The following is a 19,759-nucleotide window of genomic DNA, read 5'->3' on the forward strand; positions in this document are numbered from 1 at the left end:
GCGTCGCGGCGGTGCTCGACGCGTTCAAGATGGTGGTTCGCGCCCACCAGGGGTAGGCCACACCCACCGAGGGGGAATCTCCGTGAACGCCACCGACCCGAGCAGACGAGTCGTTCGTGCTCGTCGTATTCGATTCGCTTATCCCGCAGGGGCACTCGATCGGCATTACGTCGACGGGGACCTGGTGATGAGTCATGCCATCGCGTATCTGTCGGCGACGTTTCCCGAGGGAGAGGACTTCTTCGTTCGCTCGGTGCGTCGATATGCCGACGAGCTCGCCGATCCGGAGCTGCGGGCGCAGGTTCAGGGGTTCATCGGACAGGAAGTGACCCATGGGCGTGAGCATCGTGCGTTGAACGAGCGATTGCAGCAGATGGGCTATCCCACTCGGCGAGCCGACCGCGCCACCCGGCGCATCCTGGCGCGGTACGAGCGTGTGTTCTCGCCGTTGACGTGCCTGGCGATGACGGCCGCGCTCGAGCACTTCACGGCGGTGTTCGCCGAGACATTGCTCAGCGACGAGCGGGCGCAGGCGTTGCTCGGCTCCACCGAGGTGCGCGCGATGCTGCTGTGGCACGCGATCGAGGAGTCCGAACATCGGGCGGTCGCCTTCGACGTCTACCGTGCGGTCGGCGGGACGGAACGGCGACGGATCTGGGTGATGCGCGGGATCTCGGTCGCCTTCGCCGTCGGAGTCGTACTCAGTACTGCCCTGTCGATGCTCGGTGATCGCGCTACCTACCACCCGATCAGGTTGGCGCGCAGTCTCGCCGCGATACCGCGCTCGCCGTTCCTGACGCGGTCGGTGGGGCGACGGGTTCGGGCCTACAACAAACCGGGGTTCCATCCCGACGACATCGACAACACGGCCCTGCTGGAACACTGGACTGCCGAACTCTTCGGCGACGACGGAACACTCGTCGACCATCTGCGCTGACCCACCTCATCGCGTCTCAGGGGCGAGCCCGCGAGGTGCCCGCCAGAGCCTCGACGACCTTGCGTGCCGTGGCCTTGGCCGAGCCCGGGTTCTGGCCGGTGACAAGGTTTCCGTCGACGGCGGTGTAGGACACGAACGGAAGCTGATCGGCCGCTACCGCGACGACAACATCTTCGACAGCTCGAAGTTCGCGGCCCGCTTTCCCGACTTCCAGGTCACCACCTATCGAGAAGGAGTCAAGCGGATCCTCACGGACTGATGCGATGACGGAACGCTCGTCGACCGGCCACGGTCAGGCGCAGTCGAGCGCGGCATGGGTGAACTCGGCCGTTGTACATCGGTGAGACCTGATGTCGGTGGGCTGATAGGTTTCGGCAAATGCGTTCCAAGACAAGGGTGACTGCTGGGATCTGCTTGGTGGTGGGGGTTCTCGTTTGCGGTTGTGCGGCAACGAGATCGGGTGCTCCGGTAGCGAGATTTACCACCACCGCGCCCGCTACCACAACCACCGATCCGGCCACCGTTGGTGGTTCCAGCATCGGGCCCGGGCCGTACCGGATCGAAGCGACCGTGGCCGTGGGTGAGAACCCGCGCAGTGTCGCGATCGATCCCGGATTGAACAGGGCATACGTCGCGCATCTGTCGGACTCGGACGAGGAACAGTCGGTGTCGGTGATCGACACCCGCACCCACACAGTCACCGCCACCATTCCGGCGGGGCGGGTGTTTCCGGGATATCCCCAGTCGATCGCGGTCGACCCGGTTACCCACCTCGTCTACTTGGTGTGCGGGAACTCGGCCGGCAAGGTACTGGTCATCAGCCCGGACAGTAATACCGTCACCGCGACAATCGAATTCGATGGTGACCCGGCCGCCGTCGTGGTCGACTCGGTTCGAGGCATCGTCTACGTCGGCAACCGGTTCTCCGATACCGTGACCGTTATCGACGCGGTTACCCGGGCCGTCGTCACGACCGTTCCGGTCGGGGATGACGTCCGTGGTCTGGCAGTTGATCCGGCCTCCCATGACCTGTGGGTCGTCAGCGGAGACGGCGTGTCGGTCCTCGACGCCGCGACCTATACCGTGAGCACCACGATCCCGGTCGGCAACGATCCGCGATACATCGCCATCGACCCGCGACATCGCACGGCATACGTGACTCACTCCACTGAGAACCTGGTCTCTGTCATCGACATCGACAGCCGGACTCGGGCAGACAGCGTCTCGTTGGGAATACGCGGCAAGGCTTTCGGCGCCGTCATAGACCCGGCGGAACACACGGTGTATTTCACCGGAATGGCGGCCGGCACCGTGACGATGGTCGACACGCGAACCCGCACACTGACCGCCACACGCTCCTCTGGCATCACCCGATCCACCACATACGGCTCGGCGACCTGGGGCGCCGCAGTGGATCCAGCAACCCACTACCTGTACGTGACGAACGAGAATGCTGATCAGATCGAGGTGATCGCTCCTCGGTGATCACCTAACCGTGCAACAGCGGAGGCCTGCCGCAGTGCCCGGCATGGCTAGGAACCGGCGGAGTCGGGGGTAGTCGTCGGGTTCCGGTAGGGGAATCGCGAGTTGGCGCATGGCGGCGTGCATCGTGCCGATGTCACCGGCGATGAAGGTCTCCGGGCCCAGCGGAAGTTGTCGGCGGTGGAGGCGTTTCGGTGTGTAGTACCGCACCGGTATTCCACGTTGGCGCAGGCCCTGATCCAACCGGGCTTCCTCGTCCCGCATCGGGGCCTTGACCCCGGAGACTGGACACGGGATTTGTGATTACGCGGCGTCAGCCATGCTATCCGGGGCGTAAGCGGATTCGTAGTCGGCAGGGCTGAGATAGCCGCAGAAGGAGTGCCTTCGGCGGGTGTTGTAGCGGGTGATCCACCGGAACACCGCCGACCGTGCCGCCCGCGGCGATTCCCACCGGGTCGCACCTTGCAACGTCTCGCGTTTGAGGGTCGCGTTGAACGATTCCGCGAGGGCATTATCTGCGCTCGTGCCTACAGCGCCTGCCGATCGGGTGACCCCCAAAATCGTGCAAAGTGTCGCGAAATCCCTTGCGGTGTACTGACTTCCGCGATCAGCATGAAAGATGGCCCCAGCGAGACTGCCGCGGGTCGCAGCTGCGGCGGTGAGTGCGTTTTCGACGAGTTCGGTGCGCATGTGGTCAGCGATCGACCAGCCGACCAGTCGGCGGGAGAAGCAGTCGATCACCGTGGCCAAGTACAAGAACTCACCGTCCCCGCAGGGCAGATAGGTGATGTCACCGACGTATTTGGTGTTCGGTGCGGTCGCGGTGAAATCCCGGCGCACCAGGTCCTTCGGCGGGGTGTCGGCAGGCTCGGCGATGGTGGTGCGGTGTCGGCGGCGCAGCCGCAAACCTTCGATGTTGTTCTCGCGCACGATCCTTGCGATGCGTTTGTGGTTGATCCGTTGCCCGGCGAGGGCGCCGTCGTTGAGCTCGGCGGTGATTCGGGGCCGCCCGCAGGTGTTGTCGGTGTCGTGGACCGCACGGATTTTGGCGGCGAGTTCAGCGTCGGCATCAGCGCGGGCTGCTCGTGTGTCGGCGGCGTTGATCCACGCGTAGTACGAGGATCGGGCGATATCGATGACCTGGCATAACCGCTTCACCTCGAAGGTGTCGGAGTGGTCGGCGACGAACTGGAAGCGGGTCACCAGCGCGTCTCCCCGGCGAAATATTTGGCCGCCGATCGCAGGATGTCGCGCTCGGTCTCGAGCTTGGCTTTCTCGGCTTTGACCTGGGCGAGCTCTGACCGCAGGCGGGCGGCTTCTTGCTCGGGGGTTTCCTCGGCGGTGGGTCCGGGCACCGGATTTGTTCGGGGTTTACGGATCGGGACGCCGGCGTTTTTGAGCCAGGCGGTCAGCGAGCCGTGGGAAATGCCGAGGTCGGTGGCGATCCCGGCGATGGTCGCGCCGTCGGTGTCGCGGTAGAGCGCGACCGCGTCGCGGCGGAACTCGTCGGTGTAGTTCTTCTTGGACATTGGGTAGATCTTCTCGCTTTTCTGGTCTGAGACCAAGATCAAGCGTATCCATTACCCGGGGTCAAGACCCTCGGTCCGCTGCCGGCGTACTGGAGCAAGGCGATGGTGAACATGACCTACTGAATCATGGTGTGACCGGAGCTGCTGGGTCACACCATGATTCGAGATTCAGGGCAGGAAGTGGGCGGAACGGTTGGCTAGGTCGAGGAGGGGTTGGGGGTAGGTGCCGAGGAGGAGGGTGGCGCCTGCGGTGAAGGCGATGACGAGGGTGGTGGCGAAGGGGGCGGTGATGGTGGGTGCGGGGGTGGGGGGATCGGTGAAGAACATCAGGACTATGACGCGGATGTAGAAGAAGGCGGCGATGGCGCTGCAGAGGACGCCGATGATGATCAGGGGGGTGTAGCCGGCGCCGGAGGCGGCGGCGAAGACGGCGAACTTGCTGACGAAGCCGCTGGTGAGGGGCAGGCCCGCGAAGGACAGCAGGAGCAGGGCGAAGATCGAGGCGAGCCAGGGGGATCGGCGGCCCAGGCCCGCCCAGTGCGACAGGGCGGTGGCTTCGTCGCCGGAGGCGTCGCGGACCAGGCTGACGACGGCGAAAGCGCCGACGGTGCCGAGGCCGTAGGCCAGCAGGTAGAACAGGACGGCGGCGATACCGGCGGTGTCGGCGGCGGCGACGCCGACGAGCAGGAAGCCGGCGTGGGCGATGGAGGAGTAGGCGAGCATGCGTTTGACGTCGGTCTGGGTGATGGCCATGACCGCGCCGACGATCATGGTCGCCACCGCGACGGCGGCGAGGACGGGGCGCCAATCCGCGCTCAGCGCACCGGTTCCCACCATCAGCACCCGCATGGTCGCACCGACCGCGGCGATTTTGGTGGCGGCGGCCATGAACGCGGTGATGGGGGTTGGCGCGCCCTGGTAGACGTCGGGGACCCAGGCTTGGAAGGGGACGGCGCCGATCTTGAACAGCAGGCCGACGGCGAGTAGCGCGATGCCCAGCAGCGCCAGGGTCGCGTTGTCGGAGTCCTTGTCCAGGGCCGCGCCGATGCCGGGCAGCGACACCGTGCCGGTCTGCCCGTAGAGCAGGGCCACGCCGTAGAGGAAGAAGGCCGAGGAGAAGGCGCCGAGCAGGAAGTACTTCATCGCAGCTTCCTGGGAGAGCAACCGCTTGCGCCGCGCCAACCCGCACAGCAGGTACAGCGGCAGCGACAGCACTTCCAGGGCGACGAACATCGTCAACAGGTCGTTGGAGGCGGGGAACAGCAGCAGGCCACCGACCGCGATCATGGTCAGCGGGAAGACCTCGGTGGTCGCGACACCGGAACGCACGGCGGCGAGTTCGTGCGCGCTGCCGGGCACGGCGGAGGCCTGCGGGGTGAAGGCGTCGACGCCGCGGTCGAGGGCGGCGGCCGCGCGACTCCACGTGCCGGGACCGCTGCGGGCGCGCGGGACGGCGCCGCGTTCGGCGATCAACAGCAGCCCGAGCAACGAGACGAGCAGGATCGTGCCCTGCAGGAACAGGGTCACACCGTCGATGGCGACCGCGCCCATGACGGCGGTGGCTTCGGTGCCGCCGAGCAGGATCACCGCGATCAGCGCGCCGATCACGCCGGTGACGCCGAGGGCGAGCTGGGTCGCGTACCGGTACGGGCGGGGCACGAACGCTTCGACGAGCACGCCGACCACACCGACCGCGAACACGATCAGCATCGGTGAGAGCAGGTGGTATTCGATGCTCGGTGCGGGCGCGATGGCGGCGAGCTCGGTGATGGTCACGGAATCCGTCCTCATTTGTGGCTGCCTGCGGGCGCGGTGGCCGCTCCGGCTTCGGGTGCGGGGACCTTGGGGGCGGGGTCGTTCTTACCGATCGTCGACAGGGTGTGGCCCACGGCGGGATCGACCAGATCGAGGATCGGTTTGGGGTAGAAGCCGAGTACGAGCAGCGCGATGAGCAGCGGGACGACGACGGCGAGTTCGCGCGGCACCAGGTCGCGCAGGTGCTCGTTGTCCTTCTTCAGCGGGCCGGTCATCAATCGCTGGTAGAGCCACAGGATGTAGACGGCGGCCAGCACCAGGGCGAAGGTCGCGATGACCGCGGCCACCTGGTACTTGGGGAAGGTGCCGATCAGGACCAGGAATTCGCTGACGAACGGGGCCAGACCGGGCAGCGACAGGGTGGCCAGGCCCGCGATGAAGAACGTTCCGGCCAGGACCGGCGCGACTTTCTGGACGCCGCCGTAGTCGGCGATCATCCGGGTGCCGCGCCGGGAGACGAGGAACCCGGCGATGAGAAACAGTGCGGCCGTGGACAATCCGTGGTTGACCATGTAGAGGGTGGCCCCGGATTGGGACTGGGTGGTCATGGCGAAGATGCCCAGGATGATGAAGCCGAAGTGCGAGATCGAGGTGTAGGCGATCAGGCGCATGACATCGGTCTGGCCGATGGCGAGCAGGGCGCCGTAGAGGATGCCGATCACCGCGAGGGTGATGACCAGGGGCGCGAAGGTGTCCGAGGCCAGGGGGAACAGCAGCAGGCAGTAGCGCAGCATGCCGAAGGTGCCGACCTTGTCGACCACGGCCATCATCAGCACCGCGCTGGCGGGAGTAGCCGAGACCGCGGCGTCGGGCAGCCAGGTGTGCAGGGGCCACAGGGGGGCTTTGACGGCGAAGGCGAACAGGAAACCGAGGAACAGGGCGTTGAGGACCGCGGTGCTGCCGCCGAGTTCGCCGTTGTTGGCGGCCGCGATCACGATGCGCAGGTCGAAAGTGCCCGCCGAACCCTGGCCGAGACCGGCTTTCGCGGTGAGCACATACAGCCCGATCACCGCGACGAGCATGATGAGCCCGCCGAACAGGTTGTAGAGCAGGAACTTCACCGCGGCGCGGGAGCGTTGGGCGCGCACGGCCGCGTCGGTGGTGCGGGTGCCGAAGCCGCCGATGAGGAAGTACATCGGGATGAGCATGGCTTCGAAGAAGATATAGAACAGCAGGATGTCCAGCGACAGGAACGAGATCAGCACCATCGACTCGACCAGCAGCATCAGCGCCATGTAGATGCCGGTGGTGCGGCGGCCCTGCCCGGAGGCGGTCTCGTCGTTCCAGCCCGCCAGGATCAGCAGCGGGACCAGGGCGGCGGTGAGCAGGACCAGCGCGGTGGCGATGCCGTCGAGGCCGAGGGTGTAGCCGACGCCGAAGGCCGGGATCCACTCGCGGGATTCGACGAATTGGTAGGGGTCGCCGCCGGGTTGGAACCGCACCGCCAGCACGATCGCCAGGGCGAGTACGCCGAGCGAGATCGCGAAGGCCAGGGCGCGGGCCAGGGTGCGCCGGCCCGCGGGCACGGCCAGGACCAGGCCCGCGCCGATCGCGGGGGCCAGCCACAGGGTTGTCAGCCAGGGGAACGAGTTCACCAGTACCTCACCGCGAGAAGGGCGGCGGCCACCAGGGCCGCGCCGGTGAACATGGACAGGGCGTAGGAGCGCACGAAACCGGTCTGCACCGTGCGGATTCGGGCCGAGAGCCCGCCGATCGAGGCGGCCAGTCCATTGACGATCCCGTCGACGCCCTTCGCGTCGAGGAAGACCAGGGCGCGGGTGAGATGGCGACCGGGCCGTTCGACGACGGCTTCGTTGATCTTGTCGCCGTAGAGGTCCGCGCGGGCGGCCTCGGTGAGGACGCTGACCGGTTCGGGCGCCACCTCGGGGACGGGGGCCTCGGCGTATTTGCGGTAGGCCACGGCCACGCCGATCACGACGACGGTCAGGGCCAGGCCGGTGACGACGGCGGCGGGGATCACGGGTTCGCCGTGGTGGGAGCCGACGACGGGGGTGAGCCAGTTGACCAGGGACGCACCCCAGACGAACAGGCCACCGGCGAACACGGAGCCGAAGGCGAGCAGGATCATCGGGCCGGTCATCACGGCGGGGGATTCGTGCGGGTGGGTGTCGGGCTTCCAGCGGCGTTCGCCGAAGAAGGTCATCAGCATGACCCGGGTCATGTAGAAGGCGGTGAGGCCGGCGCCGAGCAGGGTGACCGCGCCGAGCAGGATGCCGATCGCGCCACCGTGGTCGAAGGCGGCTTCGATGATCTTGTCCTTGGAGAAGAACCCGGAGAACGGGGGGACGCCGATGATCGCGAGGTAGCCGAGGCCGAAGGTGATGAAGGTGATCGGCATGAGGGTGCGCAGGCCGCCGTAGCGGCGCATGTCGGTTTCGTCGTTCATGGCGTGCATGACCGAACCGGCGCCGAGGAACAGTCCGGCCTTGAAGAAGCCGTGGGTGAGCAGGTGCATGATCGCGAAGGCGTAGCCGGCGGGGCCCAGGCCCACGGCCAGGATCATGTAGCCGATCTGGCTCATGGTGGAGGCGGCCAGTGCCTTCTTGATGTCGTCCTTGGCGCAGCCGATGATGGCGCCGAACAGCAGCGTCACCGCGCCGACGGCGAGTACGGCGGCGCGGGCACCGGGGGCGAGATCGTAGATGGGGTTGGTGCGCGCGATCAGGTACACACCGGCGGTGACCATGGTGGCGGCGTGGATGAGTGCCGAGACCGGGGTGGGGCCCTCCATGGCGTCGCCGAGCCACGATTGCAGCGGCACCTGCGCGGATTTGCCGCAGGCGGCGAGGAGCAGCAGCAGGCCGATGGCGGTGAGTGTGGGTTCGCTCGCGTCGGGGGCGGCGGCGAAGACGGTGCGGAAGTCGAAGCTGCCGAAGGTGGTGAACAGGACCATCATCGCGATGGCCAGGCCCATGTCGCCGACGCGGTTGACGATGAACGCCTTCTTGGCCGCTGTGGCGGCGGAAGGCTTTTGGTACCAGAAGCCGATCAGCAGGTAGGAGGCCAGGCCCACGCCTTCCCAGCCCAGGAACAGGACCAGGAAGTTGTCGGCCAGGACCAGCACGAGCATGGCGGCCAGGAACAGGTTGAGGTAGGCGAAGAAGCGGCGGCGGCCGGGGTCGTGGCGCATGTAGCCGAGGGAGTAGATGTGGATCAGCGAGCCGACGCCGGTGATGAGCAGGGCGAAGCAGATCGAGAGCTGGTCGAGTTGCAGGCCGAACCCGACGTGCAGCTCACCGGTGGCCACCCACTCGAACAGCTGGAGGTGCTGGGCGCGGTCGGCGTCGGAGCGGGCGAGCATGTCGGAGAACGCGACGGCGGCCACGGCGAAGGAACCCAGCGCGGCCACGGTGCCCAGGTAGGGGCCCCAGCGGTCGCAGCGGCGGCCGAGCAGGAGCAGCAGGGTCGCTCCGGCGAGCGGGATGGCGGGCAGCAGCCACAACGGTGCGGTACCCATGTCAGAACTTCAACAGGCTGGCGTCGTCGACCGAGGTCGACCGGCGGGCACGGAAGATCGTCATGATGATGGCCAGGCCGACGACGACCTCGGCGGCGGCGACGACCATGGTGAAGAACGCGATCACCTGACCGTCGAGGTTGCTGTGCAGGCGGGCGAAGGTGACGAAGGCCAGGTTCACCGCGTTGAGCATCAGTTCCACGCACATGAACACCACGATCGCGTTGCGGCGCAACAGCACTCCCGCGGCGCCGATGGTGAACAACAGCGCGGACAGGAACAGGTAGTTCTGGGGGTTCACCGCTTGCCTTCCTCGTCAGCAGTCGGATTGTCGTCGCGGATCGTGCCGACCGAGGCCACGGCGGCTTCGGTGTGGGCGCGGTTGCGGCGGTGGCGCAGGATCGTCGACACCGAGTGCTCGGCGAAGGAGCCGTCGGGCAGTTGGGCGGGGCTGTCGACAGCGTTGTGGCGGGCGTAGACGCCGGGGGTCGGTTGCGGGGTGGCGCGTTCGCCCGCGGTGCGGAACCGGTCGCGTGACATCTCGCGCTGGCCGCGTTTGGGGGTGAACTGGTCGCGGTGGGCCAGCACCATCGCGCCGATGGTGGCGGTGATCAGCAGGGCGCCGGTGAGTTCGAAGGCCCACACGTAGCGCAGGAAGATCGCGTCGGCCAGCTCGCCGATCACGTCACGGCCGCCGAAACCGTTGCCGGACAAGGTGTTTCCGCTGTCGCGCAGGCCCGCGCCGATGCCGCCGATGAGCAGCATCCCGAAGCCGACGCCGACGATCGCGGCCGCGACGCGTTGACCGCGCAGGTTCTCGCGCAGTGATTCGGCCGAGTCGACGCCGACGAGCATGAGCACGAACAGGAACAGCATCATGACCGCGCCGGTGTAGACGACGATCTGCACGACGCCGAGGAACAGGGCGTCCTGGGCGATGTAGAACACGGCCAGCGAGATCATGGTGGCGGCCAGGCACAGCGCCGAGTGCACGGCCTTGGCGGCGGTGACCATGCCCAGGGCGCCGAGCACGGCGATCGGGGCGAGGACCCAGAACAGGACGGCTTCGCCGGTGGCGGTGTCGGCGATCTCGGCGGCCAACAGGTGCGCGCTCATCGCAGGACCTCCTGCTCGGTGGTGACGGGACCGACCCGGCCCAGGTAGTAGTCGGCGGCGTCGGTGCCCGGCGCCATCGGGTGCGGGGCTTGGACCATGCCGGGTTCCATCGGGGCCAGCAGGCGGTCCTTCTCGTAGATGAGGTCGGCGCGGTTGTCGTCGGTGAGTTCGTACTCGTTGGTCATCGTCAGCGCGCGGGTCGGGCAGGCCTCGATGCACAGGCCGCAGCCGATGCAGCGCAGGTAGTTGATCTGGTAGACGCGCCCGTAACGCTCACCGGGAGAGAAACGTTCGTCCTCGGTGTTGTCGGCGCCTTCGACGAAGATGGCATCCGCCGGGCACGCCCACGCGCACAGTTCGCAGCCGATGCATTTCTCGAGGCCGTCGTCGTAGCGGTTGAGCTGGTGGCGGCCGTGGTAGCGCGCGGCGGTGGGGACCTTCTGTTCGGGGTAGGACTCGGTGTTGGGCTTCTTGAACATGGTGGCGGCGGTGACGGCGAAACCGGCCAGCGGTTCGAACAGGCCGATCTCGGGTGCGTCGTCGGTCGGGCGGGGCGGCATCGGGGGGACCGGGAAGCCCAGGAAGACCGGGGAGGTGGCGGGTTCGGGGGGCAACGGCGGGAGCCCGGCGCTGCGGCCGGCGCGCAGGAATGTCGCGATCATCGCGACCGTGATCACCAGGCCGACGCCGACGAGGACGAAGTTCTGGCCGGGCAGCCCTTCCAGGTCCAGGACGCGGGCGGCGGCCACGATCATCACCCACACCAGCGAGGTGGGGATGAGTAGTTTCCAGCCGAGGTTCATGAACTGGTCGTAGCGCAGGCGGGGCAGGGTGCCGCGCAACCAGACGAACACGAACAGGAACATCCAGACCTTGATGGTGAACCACAGCAGCGGCCACCACCCGGAGTTGGCGCCCTCCCACAGGCTGATCGGGAACGGGGCGCGCCAGCCGCCGAGGAACAGGGTGGTCGCCAGCGCGGAGACCGTAGCCATGTTGACGTATTCGGCGAGCATGAACATCGCGAACTTGAGCGAGGAGTACTCGGTGTGGAAGCCGCCGACGAGCTCGCCTTCGGCTTCGGGCAGGTCGAAGGGGGCGCGGTTGGTCTCGCCGACCATCGCCACGCAGTAGATCAGGAACGAGGGCAGCAGCAGGAAGACATACCAGGTGCCCTCCTGGGCGGAGACGATCTGGGAGGTCGCCATGGTGCCCGAGAGCAGGAAGACCGTGGCGAAGGTCAGGGCCATGGCGATCTCGTAGGAGATCACCTGGGCGGTGGAGCGTAGCCCGCCGAGCAGCGGGTAGGTCGAGCCGGAGGACCAGCCGGCCAGGACGATGCCGTAGACGCCGATCGAGGTGATGGCGAGGATGTAGAGGACCGCGACGGGCATGTCGGTGAGTTGCAGCGGGGTGTGGGTGCCGAAGATCGACACCTCCGGGCCCATCGGGATCACCGCGAACGCCATGAACGCCGGGATCACCGAGATGATCGGGGCGAGCACGAAGATCGGTTTGTCGACGATGGCGGGAATGATGTCTTCCTTGAGGGCCATCTTCACGCCGTCGGCGATCGACTGGAACATGCCCTTGGGCCCGATGCGGTTGGGGCCCAACCGCATCTGCATCCTGGCCACGACCTTGCGTTCGGCGTAGACCGCGATCAGCGGGACCAGCATCAGGTAGACGAACACGCCCAGCGCCTTGACCACGACCAACCAGAACGGGTCGGTGCCGAACACGGGTCCGGCCTCGGCCGCGAGGAACTGCGCTCGATCACTCATGACGGTGTTCCTTCATCCTGTCGTCGGCGCGACGCAGGCGCACCACGGCGCCGGGGGTCACACCGAGTGCGGCGGCGACGGTCGAGCCGGGCGAGTGCAGCGGCAACCACACGACCCGGTCGGGCAGATCGGTGATCAGCAGCGGCAGCGTGATCTCGCCGCGGTCGGTGGCGACGATGATGTGATCGGCCTCGGCGGCTTCGATCTCGGCGGCGGTCGCGGCCGAGAGCCGCGCCACGGGCGGGCGGGCGATGCCGGCGAGGTGGGGTTCACCGTCCTGCATGCGGCCCGCGTCGAGCAGCATCCGCCACCCGGCCAGGACCGCGGTGCCGGGTCCGGGGACGGGGCGGGTCTGGCTGGTCAGGTCGGGCGCGGGGATCGGTTCGCCGGTCCAGGCGCCGAGGGTGTCGAGTTCGGTGCGGGCGGCGGTGTGGTCGGGCAGGGCGATGGGGGTGCCCATGTGGGTGGCCAGGGAATCCAGGACCCGCAGGTCCGACAGGGGGGCGGCGACGCGGCGGGTGGTGTCGAGGGCGGCGGCGGTGAAGGGGCGCGGTCGGCCCTCCCAGGTGCGGAAGGTGCCCGATTTCTCCATCGCGGTCGCCACCGGGAACACGACGTCGGCGCGTTCGGTGACGGTGCTGTGGCGCAGTTCGAGGCTGACCACGAACCGGGCCGCGTCGATGGCGGCCAGGGCGGCGACCGGATCGGGCAGGTCGGCCGGGTCGACGCCGCCGATGATCAGCGCGCCCAGTTGGGCGGCGTTGGCCAGGATCGCGGTGGTGTCGCGGCCCGCGGTGACGGGCAGTTCGTCGGCCTGCCAGCGGTGTCGAACCTGTTGGCGGGCACTGGGATCCACGACGGGGCGACCGCCGGGGAGCAGGCTCGGCAGGGCGCCGGCTTCCAGGGCGCCGCGTTCACCGGCGCGGCGCGGCACCCACGCCAGGCCCGCGCCGGTGAGGTCGGCCAGCCGGGTCACCGCGGACAGGGCGCCGGGGCTGCCCGCGAGCCGTTCACCGGCCAGCACGATCGCGCCGGGCGCTCGCAGCATCGCCCGCAGTTCGATCGCGCCCGGTGAGTCGTCGGCCAGGACCGCGTTGATGATGTCGGCCTCACCGCACGGCGGGGTGGTGACCAGAGTGCCCGACATGCGTTGCAGGCCGCGCGAGGCGAACGGGGCAAGTGCGACGACCCGGAGTCCGCGGGTGCGGGCGGCTTTGCGCAGCCGCAGGTAGACGATCGGGGATTCCTCTTCGGGTTCGAAGCCGACCAGCAGCACGGCGGGGGCGTTGTCGAGGGCGGTGTAGTCGACATCGACGCCGCGTCCGGCCACACGGGCGGCGAGGAAACGTTCCTCTTCCTCGGAGTGCACGCGGCTGCGGAAGTCGATGTCGTTGGTGGCCAACACCATCCGCGCGAATTTGCTGTAGGCGTAGGCCTCTTCCTCGGTGACGCGCCCGCCGACGAGCACGCCGGCGTTGCCGATCGCGGCGCTCAGGCCCGCGGCGGCGGCGGTGAGGGCTTCGGGCCAGGAGACCGGGGCCAGGACGCCGTCCCAGCCGCGCACCATGGGGGTGGTGATGCGGTCGCGTTCGGTGGCGTAGGCGAAGGCCCAGCGGCCCTTGTCGCAGTTCCATTCCTCGTTGACCTGCGGGTCGTCACCGGCCAAGCGGCGCAACACTTTTCCGCGTCGGTGGTCGGTGCGTTGGGCGCAGCCCGCCGCGCAGTGTTCGCAGACACTGGGGGTGGAGACCAGGTCGAAGGGGCGGGCGCGGAACCGGTAGGAGGTGCCGGTGAGGGCGCCGACGGGGCAGATCTGGACGGTGTTGCCGGAGAAGTAGGAGTCCAGTGGCTCGGCCTGGGCGATGCCGACCTGTTGTAGCGCACCACGATCCATCAGGTCGATGAACGGGTCACCGGCGACCTGCTGGGAGAACCGGGTGCAGCGCGCGCACAGCACGCACCGTTCCCGATCGAGCAGGACCGCCGTGGACAGCGGGATCGGTTTGGGGTAGGTGCGTTTGACGCCGTCGAAGCGGGATTCGGCGCTGCCGGTGGACATGGCCTGGTTCTGCAGCGGGCACTCGCCGCCCTTGTCGCAGACGGGACAGTCCAGGGGGTGGTTGATGAGCAGCAGTTCCATCACGCCGCGCTGGGCCTTCTCCGCGACCGGGGAGCTGATCTGGGTGCGCACGATCATGCCGTCGGTGACCGGAATCGTGCAGGAGGCGACCGGCTTTCGCTGGCCCTCCACTTCCACCAGGCATTGGCGGCACGCGCCGACCGGGTCGAGCAGGGGGTGGTCGCAGAAGCGCGGGATCTGCACGCCGATGAGTTCGGCGGCGCGGATGAGCAGGGTGCCCACGGGGACCTGCACGGTGGTGTCGTCGATGGTGACGCTGACCATGTCGGCGAGGGGGGCGTCCGCGGCCGGGGTGCCGGCCGGGGCCCGGTTGCCGGTCTTGGCGGCGTCGCTGCGGGGTGGGGGGTTCATGCGTCCTCTTTTCCTGGCGCCCATGCGGTGGCGGCGGCCGGATCGAAGGGGCAGCCGCCGAGCTGCTGATGCGCGAGGTATTCGTCGCGGAAGTACTTCAGCGAGGAGAAGATCGGGCTGGCCGCGCCGTCACCGAGCGCGCAGAACGACTTGCCGTTGATGTTGTCGGCGATGTCGGCGAGTGTGTCGAGGTCGGCCTCGGTGCCCTGGCCCGCTTCGAGTCGGGCGAGCAGTTGCACGAGCCAGTAGGTGCCCTCGCGGCACGGGGTGCATTTGCCGCAGGATTCGTGGGCGTAGAACTCGGTCCAGCGCAGCACGGCGCGGACCACGCAGGTGGTCTCGTCGAAGATCTGGAGGGCCTTGGTGCCCAACATGGATCCGGCGGCGGCGACGCCTTCGTAGTCCAGCGGCACGTCGAGGTGTTCGGCGGTGAACATCGGGGTCGAGGAGCCGCCGGGGGTCCAGAATTTCAGGGTGTGTCCGGCGCGGACGCCGCCGGCGTAGTCGAGCAGTTCGCGCAGGGTGATGCCCAGTGGGGCCTCGTACTGGCCGGGGCGTGCGACGTGGCCGGACAGGGAGTACAGGGTGAAGCCGGGGGATTTCTCGGTGCCCATGGAGCGGAACCAGTCGGTGCCGTGGCGCAGGATCGAGGGCACGCTGGCAATGGATTCGACGTTGTTCACCACGGTCGGGCAGGCGTAGAGGCCGGCGACGGCGGGGAACGGGGGGCGCAGGCGGGGTTGGCCGCGGCGGCCCTCGAGGGAGTCGAGCAGGGCGGTTTCCTCGCCGCAGATGTAGGCGCCGGCCCCGGCGTGCACGATCAGGTCCAGGTCGAAACCGGAGCCGAGGATGTCGTGGCCGAGCAGGCCCGCGGCGTAGGCCTCGGCGACGGCGGCCTGCAGGCGACGCAGCACCGGGACCACTTCGCCGCGCACGTAGATGAACGCGGTCGCGGCGCGGATGGCGTAGGCGGCGATCACCACGCCCTCGATGAGGGTGTGCGGGGTGGCCAGCATCAGCGGGATGTCTTTGCAGGTGCCGGGTTCGGACTCGTCGGCGTTGACGACGAGGTAGTGCGGCTTGGTGGTGCCGTCGGGACCGGGGCCCTGCGGGATGAACGACCACTTCATGCCGGTGGGGAATCCGGCGCCGCCGCGACCGCGCAGGCCTGCGTCCTTGACCGATTGGATGACCTCGTCGGGGGTCTTGCGCAGGGCCGCGCGCAGGCCGTCGTAGCCGCCGGTGGCGCGGTAGGTGTCCAGAGTCCAGGAGCGGGGGGTGGCCCAGTGTCGGCTCAGGACCGGCGTGAGGGTCGTCATCGCTGGTCTCCCGTCGAATCCTGGTCGGCGACTTCCAGACCCGCGAGGGTGGGGGCGCCGGGAGCGCCGTCGAGGGCGCCGGGGCGTTCGTCGGGGAAACCGGCGAGGATGCGCGCGGTTTCGCGGAAGGTGCACAGGGGGGCGCCGCGGGTGGGGCGGACCTGGTGGCCCGCCTGCAGGGCGTCGGTGATCGCGATGGCCGATTCGGGGGTCTGGTTGTCGAAGAACTCCCAGTTCACCATCATCACGGGGGCGTAGTCGCAGGCGGCGTTGCACTCGATGTGTTCGAGGGTGATGGCGCCGTCGGGGGTGGTTTCGCCGTGGGAGACGCCCAGGTGTTGGCGCAGGGCCTCGTAGATGGCGTCACCGCCCAGGACCGCGCACAGGGTGTTGGTGCAGACGCCGACGTGGTAGTCGCCGGTGGGGGTGCGCCGGTACATCGAGTAGAAGGTCGCGACGGCGGTGACTTCCGCGCCGGTGAGGTCGAGATGGTCGGCGCAGAAATCGATCCCGGTGCCGGTGACGTAGCCTTCCTCGGCCTGCACCAGGTGCAGCAGGGGAAGCAGGGCGGAGCGGGGGTGGGGGTAGCGGGTGATGATCTCTTTGGCGTCGAGTTCGAGGCGTTCGCGGACGTGCGGTGGATACGGTTCGGGGCGGGTGGTGAGGTTGAGGAGGATGGGGGTGTTCATCGGTCTACGCCTCCGAATGACTTGTCAGTGCCCGAGGGCAGTGCGCTGTTCATCTGTCCACCCCGCCCATGACGGGATCGATGCTGGCTACGGAGGCGATGACGTCGGCGACCATGCCGCCCTCGCACATCGCGGCCACCGCTTGCAGATTGGTGAACGAGGGGTCGCGGTAGTGCACGCGGTAGGGGCGGGTGCTGCCGTCGCTGACCATGTGCACGCCCAGTTCCCCGCGCGGGGACTCCACGGCCGAATACACCTGTCCCGCAGGCACTCTGATGCCCTCGGTGACGATCTTGAAATGGTGGATCAGCGATTCCATGGAGGTGCCCATGATCTTGCCGATGTGCTCGGGGGAGTTGCCCAGGCCGTCGGGGCCCAGTTTCAGGTCGGCGGGCCAGGCGATCTTCTTGTCGTCGATCATCACCGGGCCGGGGCGCAGTTTGTCCAGGCACTGTTCGACGATCTTGATCGACTCGGTCATCTCCGCGACACGGATGAGGTAGCGGCCGTAGCAGTCGCAGCCGGTGGTGGTCGGGATGTCGAACTCGTAGTTCTCGTAACCGCAGTAGGGATCGGATTTGCGCAGGTCGTGTGGCAGGCCGGTGGCGCGAAGGACCGGGCCGGTGATGCCGAGGGCCATGCAGCCGGTGAGGTCGAGGTAGCCGATGTCCTGGGTGCGCTTCTTCCAGATGGGGTTGGCGCTGAGCAGGTGTTCGAGGTCGCGCAGGCGGCCGGGCAGGATGTCGAGCAGTTCGCGCACCTTGGTGACGCCGTCGTCGGGCAGGTCCTGGGCGAGGCCGCCGGGGCGGATGAACGCGTGGTTCATGCGCAGGCCGGTGATGGTCTCGAAGACGTCGAGGATGAGTTCGCGTTCCCGGAAACCGAACAGCATGGGAGTGAGCGCGCCCAGTTCCATGCCGCCGGTGGCCAGGGCGACCAGATGCGAGGAGATGCGGTTGAGTTCCATCAGCAGCACCCGCACCACGGTGGCGCGTTCGGGGATGTCGTCGGTGATGCCGAGCAGTTTCTCCACGCCGAGGCAGTAGGCGGTCTCGTTGAAGAACGGGGACAGGTAGTCCATGCGGGTCACGAAGGTGACGCCCTGGATCCAGGCGCGGAATTCCAGGTTCTTCTCGATGCCGGTGTGCAGGTAGCCGATACCGCAGCGGGCCTCGGTGACGGTCTCGCCCTCGATTTCGAGGATCAGGCGCAGCACCCCGTGCGTGGAGGGGTGCTGGGGGCCCATGTTGACCACGATGCGTTCTTCGGCGCCGCCGTCGAGCACCTCGGCGACCTGGTCCCAGTCCTGGCCCGCGACGGTGACGACCTGGGGGTCGTCGCGGCGGAAGTCGGTGTCGGTCATCAGCTGTAGGTCCTCCGCTCGTCGGGCGGCGGTATGCGCGCGCCCTTGTACTCCACCGGGATCCCGCCGAGCGGGTAGTCCTTGCGCTGCGGATGTCCGCGCCAGTCGTCGGGCATCATGATCCGGGTCAGGGAGGGGTGACCGTCGAAGAGAATGCCGAAGAAGTCGTAGGTCTCGCGTTCGTGCCAGTCGGTGGTCGGATACACCGAGAACAGCGACGGGATGCGCGGATCGGCATCGGGCACCGACACTTCCAGCCGCACCCGCCTGCGGTGGGTGATCGAGAGCAGGTGGTAGGCGGCGTGCAGTTCGCGACCGGCGTCGTCGGGGTAGTGCACGCCGTTGACGCCCAGACACAGTTCGAAGCGCAGGGAGGTGTCGTCGCGCAGGGTGGCCGCCACGGCGAGCAGGTGGTCGCGGTCGACGTGCAGGGTGAGTTCGTCGCGGAAGACCACGATCCGTTCGATGGCGGCGTCGAAGGGGATCACGCGGTGCACGAGGGCGGCGCGCAGGGTGCCGACGAAACCGTCGAACCAGCCGCCGTAGGGGGGCGGGGTGCCCGCGGGCAGGGCGACCGGGGTGACCAGGCCGCCGTAGCCGGAGGTGTCGCCGGTGCCGCTGACGCCGAACATGCCGCGGCGGGTGCCGATCACCTCCTCGGCCGGCGGGGGCAGCGCGGGCTGGCTGGGGGATTCCTCCGGGGTGTGCGGGCCGGTGGTGTGGTCGGTGTTGTCCGGGGAGTCGAAGGTCATCGCAGCAGGCCCTCCATCCGGATGGTCGGCGTGCTGGCCAGGGCGGCCTTCTCGGCGGCGCGGATCGCTTCCTCGCGGTTGACGCCCATCGGCATCTCGGCGATCTTGGCGTGCAGGGCCAGGATCGCGTTGAGCAGCATCTCCGGGCGGGGCGGGCAGCCGGGCAGGTAGATGTCGACCGGGACGATGTGGTCGACACCCTGGACGATGGCGTAGTTGTTGAACATGCCGCCCGAGGACGCGCAGACCCCCATGGCCAGCACCCATTTCGGTTCGGTCATCTGGTCGTAGACCTGACGCAGCACCGGGGCCATCTTCTGACTCACCCGGCCCGCCACGATCATCAGGTCGGCTTGGCGGGGGGAGGCACGGAACGCTTCCATGCCGAAGCGGGCGATGTCGAATCGTCCCGCGCCCGTGGCCATCATCTCGATCGCGCAGCACGCCAACCCGAAGGTGGCGGGCCAGACCGAGCCCTTACGCAGATATCCGGCGAAATCCTCGACCGTGCTCAGCAGGAACCCGCTGGGCAGTTTCTCTTCCAGACCCATTATTTCCCACTCATTCCCAGCTGAGGCCGCCGCGCCGCCACTCGTAGGCGTAGGCGACGGACACGTTGACGATGAACAGCGCCATCGCGGCGAGACCGAACAGCCCGAGCGTGTCGAAATGCACGGCCCACGGGTAGAGGAAGACGATCTCGATGTCGAAGATGATGAACAGCATCGCGGTGAGGTAATACTTCACCGGAAAACGCTGTCCCCCTGTGTTTCCCGGGCCACCGGCGATGGCGTGCGGGGTCGGCTCGATGCCGCATTCATAGGGTTCGAGTTTGGCCCGGTTGTAGCGTTTCGGGCCGACCAGCGACGCCATGACGACGGAGAACACCGCGAACGCCGCGGCGATGGCGCCGAGTACGAGTGCGGGCACCTCGATGTTCACGACTGCACTTCCCCTCCTCGCTGGAGCAGGCCCAACCGTGTGGTTCGGCCGCGGACGGCAGC

Annotated in this window: 16 protein-coding genes and 1 pseudogene; 2 read left to right on the forward strand and 15 right to left on the reverse strand. The window is 68.0% G+C overall.

Going from position 1 to position 19,759, the window contains the following annotated elements:
• Positions 1-82 precede the first annotated feature (82 nt).
• Complete coding sequence (locus ACFP3H_RS04460; RefSeq protein ID WP_378600000.1) at positions 83-937, forward strand: metal-dependent hydrolase; 855 nt, start codon at positions 83-85, stop codon at positions 935-937.
• Between the two features lie 16 nt (positions 938-953).
• Here ACFP3H_RS04460 and ACFP3H_RS04465 read toward each other — a convergent pair.
• Positions 954-1,082 (reverse strand): annotated as a pseudogene (locus ACFP3H_RS04465) (type 1 glutamine amidotransferase domain-containing protein); the annotation flags it as partial.
• A 233-nt stretch (positions 1,083-1,315) separates the two neighbouring features.
• Here ACFP3H_RS04465 and ACFP3H_RS04470 point away from each other — a divergent pair.
• Positions 1,316-2,422: a YncE family protein gene (locus ACFP3H_RS04470; protein ID WP_378600003.1), complete on the forward strand. Its 1,107-nt coding sequence runs from the start codon at positions 1,316-1,318 to the stop codon at positions 2,420-2,422.
• A 300-nt stretch (positions 2,423-2,722) separates the two neighbouring features.
• Here ACFP3H_RS04470 and ACFP3H_RS04475 read toward each other — a convergent pair.
• From ACFP3H_RS04475 to ACFP3H_RS04540, 14 genes are all read right to left on the reverse strand, one after another.
• A protein-coding gene (locus ACFP3H_RS04475; protein WP_378600005.1) for an IS3 family transposase occupies positions 2,723-3,948 on the reverse strand; the annotation gives its coding sequence in 2 pieces (ribosomal slippage) (positions 2,723-3,633 and positions 3,633-3,948; 1,227 coding nt in all).
• 168 nt (positions 3,949-4,116) lie between these two features.
• Positions 4,117-5,739, reverse strand: a complete 1,623-nt coding sequence (nuoN, locus tag ACFP3H_RS04480) for an NADH-quinone oxidoreductase subunit NuoN (protein ID WP_378600008.1) — start codon at positions 5,737-5,739, stop codon at positions 4,117-4,119.
• Complete coding sequence (locus ACFP3H_RS04485) at positions 5,736-7,358, reverse strand: NADH-quinone oxidoreductase subunit M (protein WP_378600010.1); 1,623 nt, start codon at positions 7,356-7,358, stop codon at positions 5,736-5,738. The genes nuoN and ACFP3H_RS04485 overlap by 4 nt, the downstream gene beginning before the upstream one ends.
• Entirely contained in the window at positions 7,355-9,241 is a 1,887-nt protein-coding gene (gene nuoL, locus ACFP3H_RS04490; protein WP_378600013.1) for an NADH-quinone oxidoreductase subunit L, read from the reverse strand. Before nuoL ends, ACFP3H_RS04485 begins: the two co-directional genes overlap by 4 nt.
• A gap of 1 nt (position 9,242) precedes the next feature.
• A complete protein-coding gene (nuoK, locus tag ACFP3H_RS04495; RefSeq protein ID WP_378600015.1) occupies positions 9,243-9,542 on the reverse strand; it encodes an NADH-quinone oxidoreductase subunit NuoK in 300 nt (99 codons plus the stop codon).
• On the reverse strand, positions 9,539-10,357 hold the full coding sequence (locus ACFP3H_RS04500; RefSeq protein ID WP_378600018.1) for an NADH-quinone oxidoreductase subunit J: 819 nt from the start codon (positions 10,355-10,357) through the stop codon (positions 9,539-9,541). Before ACFP3H_RS04500 ends, nuoK begins: the two co-directional genes overlap by 4 nt.
• Positions 10,354-12,141 (reverse strand): NADH-quinone oxidoreductase subunit NuoH, encoded by a 1,788-nt coding sequence (gene nuoH / locus ACFP3H_RS04505; protein WP_378600020.1) that lies wholly within the window; start codon positions 12,139-12,141, stop codon positions 10,354-10,356. The genes ACFP3H_RS04500 and nuoH overlap by 4 nt, the downstream gene beginning before the upstream one ends.
• Positions 12,134-14,545, reverse strand: coding sequence for an NADH-quinone oxidoreductase subunit G (locus ACFP3H_RS04510; RefSeq protein WP_378601575.1), 2,412 nt, complete (start codon positions 14,543-14,545; stop codon positions 12,134-12,136). Before ACFP3H_RS04510 ends, nuoH begins: the two co-directional genes overlap by 8 nt.
• Positions 14,546-14,628: 83 nt before the next feature.
• Positions 14,629-15,951, reverse strand: a complete 1,323-nt coding sequence (nuoF, locus tag ACFP3H_RS04515) for an NADH-quinone oxidoreductase subunit NuoF (RefSeq protein WP_378600023.1) — start codon at positions 15,949-15,951, stop codon at positions 14,629-14,631.
• On the reverse strand, positions 15,948-16,640 hold the full coding sequence (gene nuoE / locus ACFP3H_RS04520) for an NADH-quinone oxidoreductase subunit NuoE (protein WP_378600026.1): 693 nt from the start codon (positions 16,638-16,640) through the stop codon (positions 15,948-15,950). Before nuoE ends, nuoF begins: the two co-directional genes overlap by 4 nt.
• Positions 16,641-16,689: 49 nt before the next feature.
• Positions 16,690-18,003 carry an NADH dehydrogenase (quinone) subunit D gene (gene nuoD, locus ACFP3H_RS04525; RefSeq protein WP_378600028.1) on the reverse strand — a complete coding sequence of 438 codons (1,314 nt, stop codon included), beginning with the start codon at positions 18,001-18,003 and terminating at the stop codon, positions 16,690-16,692.
• Positions 18,003-18,755 (reverse strand): NADH-quinone oxidoreductase subunit C, encoded by a 753-nt coding sequence (locus tag ACFP3H_RS04530; protein ID WP_378600031.1) that lies wholly within the window; start codon positions 18,753-18,755, stop codon positions 18,003-18,005. Before ACFP3H_RS04530 ends, nuoD begins: the two co-directional genes overlap by 1 nt.
• On the reverse strand, positions 18,752-19,306 hold the full coding sequence (locus tag ACFP3H_RS04535; protein WP_101468016.1) for a NuoB/complex I 20 kDa subunit family protein: 555 nt from the start codon (positions 19,304-19,306) through the stop codon (positions 18,752-18,754). Before ACFP3H_RS04535 ends, ACFP3H_RS04530 begins: the two co-directional genes overlap by 4 nt.
• A 10-nt stretch (positions 19,307-19,316) precedes the next feature.
• Complete coding sequence (locus tag ACFP3H_RS04540; RefSeq protein WP_378600035.1) at positions 19,317-19,697, reverse strand: NADH-quinone oxidoreductase subunit A; 381 nt, start codon at positions 19,695-19,697, stop codon at positions 19,317-19,319.
• Between the last annotated feature and the right edge of the window lie 62 nt (positions 19,698-19,759).

The sequence above is a fragment of the Nocardia lasii genome (assembly GCF_042658545.1).
GTDB lineage: Bacteria > Actinomycetota > Actinomycetes > Mycobacteriales > Mycobacteriaceae > Nocardia > Nocardia lasii.